The organism is Massilia sp. CT11-108 (genome assembly GCF_047302915.1).
Lineage (GTDB): Bacteria > Pseudomonadota > Gammaproteobacteria > Burkholderiales > Burkholderiaceae_D > Telluria > Telluria orientalis.
Map to the genome: position 1 here is coordinate 1 of NZ_JBKYMO010000478.1, position 4,178 is coordinate 4,178.

Here is a 4,178-nt window from a genome sequence, read left to right on the forward strand (position 1 = left end):
CTGCTGGGCAGGCGCGGCCATGGTACGGCAACCCGCGACGGCCGCGGCGGCGAGCAGCACGGCGATGGTGAGGCGAGAGGCGGGCAAGACAGTCTCCTTCTTCATTCGGTGAAGCTTGGGGTTGTTATCGATCTCATGGTAGCATTGTTGAATTGATGCAATCAAGGCATCCTTGCTGCATGATGAGCTGCAAACCGGGCTGCCATGCCGCGTTGTCAGAAGTGGCGTTTCCCCTGGCGCGGCGGTATCATGTGACATCGTGTGCCGGGAATGAAATCGATAACAAAGCCAGGCCATCAGACTACAGGACAATAATTCAATGGGTAGTGAAACCAAGCAGGGCGACCGCCCGGCCGCCGGTGCGACCGTCTGGGACGTGGCGCAGAAAGCCGGCGTTTCCGCGATGACCGTGTCGCGCGTCATCAACGGCAACGCCAGCGTCAGCGACAAGACGCGCGAAAAGGTCAACCGCGCCATCCAGGAACTGAACTACCAGGTCAACGTGGCGGCGCGCGCGGCGCGCATCGGTACGCTGCGCGTCGGCCTGTTGTACAGCAATCCCAGCGCGGCGTTCCTCAGCGCCTTCCTCGTCGGGGCCCTCGGCGAGTGCAGCCAGACGGGCGCGCACCTGATCCTCGAGAACTGCGACAACCTGCGCAGCCAGCGCAAGGCGATCGACCGCCTGATCGCGGACGGCGCCGACGGCATCCTCGTGCCGCCGCCGCTGTGCGACTCCAAGGCCGCGCTCAAGCAGCTGGCCGAGATGGGCATTCCGTCCGGCGCGGTCGCGACCGCGAAGCCGTCGCCGCAGATGTCGGCCGTGCGCATCGACGACTACGAAGGCGCGCTGACGATGACCAGGCACCTGCTGGCCCTGGGCCACACGGACATCGGCTTCATCAAGGGCGACCCCGAGCATACGCCGGCCCAGCTGCGCTACCAGGCGTTCATCGACGCGATGCGCGACGCCGGCCACCACGTCCCCGCCGAGCGGGTGGCGCAGGGCATGTTCACCTACCGTTCCGGCCTGCTCGCCGCGCGCGAACTGCTGGCGCAGCCGACGCGGCCGACCGCGATCTTCGCCAGTAACGACGACATGGCGGCCGCCGTCATCGCGGTGGCGCACGGGCTGCACATGCAGGTGCCGGACGACATCGCCGTCTGCGGCTTCGACGACACGCCCGTCGCGACGACCGTGTGGCCCGAGCTCACGACGGTCCACCAGCCGATCACGGAAATGGCGCGCAGCGCCGTCGCCCTGCTGGTGGAACACATCCGCGCGCGCCGCGCCGGCCAGTCGTACATGCCGCAGCACCGGCTGATGCCGTTTACGCTGGTCGAACGCGAATCGACGGAAGCCCACGAGTAATTACCAATAGGGGCGCCACGTGCGGGTCAACCGCACGAGGGCCTCGAGGTAGAAGTAATCGCCCCAGATGCAGGCCTCGTCCACGCCGACGCCGTTCGGCTTGTGGTACACGCCGTGCTTCAGGAGGCCCGCGCCCGGCGTGCCGCTCGTGTCGGCGTAATCGCCCGCGAGCGTCAGTACGGTGCCGGCCGCGGCGCATTCGTAGGCCGGACGCAGCGGATCGGCCAGCGGCAGGTTGCGCGCCAGTTCCAGCAGGCCGCATGCGGCGATGGCGGCGCCCGAGCTGTCGCGCGGCTCCGGTCCGGACGTGAACACGAGATCCCAGTAGCAGATGCCGTCCGCCGGCAGGCGGTTCAGGTAGTAGTTGGCCAGCACCTTCGCCAGGTCGACGAGGCGGCCGTCGCCATTGTGGCGGTACACGAGCGGGAAGCCGGAGATGCCCCATGCCTGGCCCCGCGCCCAGCACGAATCGTCCGCGTAGCCCTGGTGCGTCTTGCCGTGGAGCGGCGCGCCGCGGCCCCGGGGGAAGAAGAACCGGTGGGACGGGGGGGCGGGGGGGCGCCCGCGGTGGCGCGCGGGCCCCCCCGGGTGGGGGGGGGGCCCCCGGGGGGCCCCCCGCCGGCCCCCGCGCCCCCCACCACGCGCCCGCGCCGCCCGGGTGCGGCTGGCCGGGCCGCGGCGCGCCGCTGCCCGGGTCGAAGAAGAACGTGTGGAACGTGGAGCCGTCGGGACGCACGATGTGGCGCGCGGCCGCCTCGATGTGGCGGTCGGCCGCCGTGCGGAACGCCGGGTCGCCCGTGAAATCGCTGGCCCAGTACAGCAGCGGCAGGTTCAGGTTGCAGTCGATGATCATGCGGCCGCGCTGGGCCGGGTCTGACAATTCGCCCCACGCCTGGATGATGCCGGCGCCCGGCAGGTAGCGTTCCAGCAGCATGCGCGCGGCGCCCAGTGCCGCTTCGGCCGCGAGCGGTTCGCCCGTCAGCTGGTAGCCGGACACGCACGAGAGGCTGTACAGGAAGCCGAGGTCATGGTGGTTGACGTTGATGCGGTCGCGCTGGCGCGCGTGGAAGCTCGCCACGTGGCGCAGGCCCGCGTCGCGGTAGCGGGCGGCGCCCGTCAGCTCGTACGCGAGCCAGAGCATGCCGGTCCAGAAGCCGTTCGTCCATTCCGTGTTGTCCATCGCCTCATAGACGCCGCCCTTCGACGACGGCATCGGGAAGGCGTCGCCGAAGTGCGCCAGGTTGCGGTCGACGGCGTCCAGCGCGCGCGCGATCGCGCGGTCGATGGCGGCCTTGTCGATGCCGCGGTTCCAGTGGGCCGGCAGCGCGCCGGTGTTCAGCGGCTCCAGTGCCGCCGCGTTCAGGGGTGGGGTCATGCTTGCTCCTTGTTGGATCATTTGGCAGGTTCGGCGAGCGGCGCGGCCTGCTCGCCGGACGTTTCCGCGGGCGTCGGCAGCAGGAATACGGCGGACAGGATCAGGAAGACGAGGCCGAGGCCCGCCAGGATCAGGTAGGTCGCGGAAAAACCGATGCGGTCGTAGCCGATGCCGGCCAGCGACGACAGCGCGAAGATGCCGATCGAGTGGCCGAAGCTCACGCCGACCATGTAGACGGTCGAGGCGAGGCGGTTGTCGAAATGGTGCGCGATGTAGCGGAACAGCGAGACGGCGAGGATCGGCAGCTCCACCGAGTGCAGCAGTTTCATCGCCGAGATCGAGACGGGACCGACGGCGAGGCCGGAACCGGCGATTCGCACGAGCATGATGGAACCGGCCAGCAGCAGGCCGTTCTTCGCGCCGATGCGGCGCACGAGCAGCGGCGCGAGGAACAGGCCGCCCGCTTCCAGGAAGATCTGCGCGGAGTTCAGGTAGCCGAACATCGCGACGCCCGTCTTCGGGTCCGGGAACAGCGACGCGAAATAACGCGAGAACTGCTGGTCGAACACGAGGTACAGGTTCGTCACGCCCAGCACGAACACCATGAAGCGCCAGAAGCCCGGCATGCGCAGCAGCGCGAAGGCGTCGGCCAGTTTGACGCCGTCCTTGCCGCGCACGCCCGGTTCGGCCGGGCCGCCACGCGTGACGGCCAGCAGCGCGAGCATCACGCCGCCCGCCAGCGACGCGAGCGCGAAATTGATGCCCGGGTCGACGTTGTAGATGCGGCCACTGAACGCGGCGGCGCTGGCGAAGCCCAGCGAGCCCCACAGCCTCACGCGGCTGTATTCGAAGCCGTCGCGGCGGCCGATGCGGTCCACGTACGATTCGATCGCGTAGCTGCCGGCATTGAACGTGATGCCGAGGTACAGCCCGCCCACGACGGCGCCCAGCAGGATGTTCGTCTTCAGCAGCGGCGCGTAGAGGAACGGGAAGAACAGGCCGGACAGGGCGACGAGCGCGGCCACCGTCCACAGGATGTTGCGGCGGGTGCCCACGCGGTCCGACACGAAGCCGTAGATCGGCTGCGAACACATCGCGGCAAAGGCGTTGGCGGCAAAGACGATGCCCGCCTCGGTCCCCGACAGCTTGAGCGTCTGCCCCAGCCAGACGGCGAGCAGCGAGATGCTCATCGCCTGGGCGAAGAAGTAGATGTAGACGTAGCCGCACAGGAAGCGGAATTGCGATGTGCGCGTTGCCATGGTGTCTCCTGGTTATCGTTATAACTGCTTGCCGAAATACTGTTGGCCGGACGCCGCGAAGTCAAGGGCCAGATTCGTTCCCTCCTCGCGGCGGACCACGATGGTACCCGCCAGCGCGAGCACGGCGTCGAGCGCCGGCGGCTGCGCACCGGCCGCCTGGCAGGCCGCGGTACCC

Annotated in this window: 3 protein-coding genes; 1 reads left to right on the forward strand and 2 read right to left on the reverse strand. The window is 69.0% G+C overall.

Going from position 1 to position 4,178, the window contains the following annotated elements; all coding sequences use genetic code 11:
* Positions 1-319 precede the first annotated feature (319 nt).
* Positions 320-1,369 carry a LacI family DNA-binding transcriptional regulator gene (locus ACEN88_RS25725; RefSeq protein WP_413344233.1) on the forward strand — a complete coding sequence of 350 codons (1,050 nt, stop codon included), beginning with the start codon at positions 320-322 and terminating at the stop codon, positions 1,367-1,369.
* Here the strand turns inward: ACEN88_RS25725 and ACEN88_RS25730 are convergent.
* On the reverse strand, positions 1,329-2,744 hold the full coding sequence (locus ACEN88_RS25730; protein ID WP_413344235.1) for a glycoside hydrolase family 88 protein: 1,416 nt from the start codon (positions 2,742-2,744) through the stop codon (positions 1,329-1,331). The two genes, ACEN88_RS25725 and ACEN88_RS25730, sit on opposite strands and share 41 nt — an antisense overlap.
* Before the next feature lie 17 nt (positions 2,745-2,761).
* Positions 2,762-4,003, reverse strand: coding sequence for an oligosaccharide MFS transporter (locus ACEN88_RS25735; protein WP_413344237.1), 1,242 nt, complete (start codon positions 4,001-4,003; stop codon positions 2,762-2,764).
* Positions 4,004-4,178 lie beyond the last annotated feature (175 nt).

Coding starts and splice junctions, on each gene's coding strand:
- ACEN88_RS25725 (WP_413344233.1), top strand. CDS start 320: ATGGGTAGTGAAACCAAGCAGGGCGACCGCCCGGCCGCCGGTGCGACC.
- ACEN88_RS25730 (WP_413344235.1), bottom strand. CDS start 2,744: ATGACCCCACCCCTGAACGCGGCGGCACTGGAGCCGCTGAACACCGGC.
- ACEN88_RS25735 (WP_413344237.1), bottom strand. CDS start 4,003: ATGGCAACGCGCACATCGCAATTCCGCTTCCTGTGCGGCTACGTCTAC.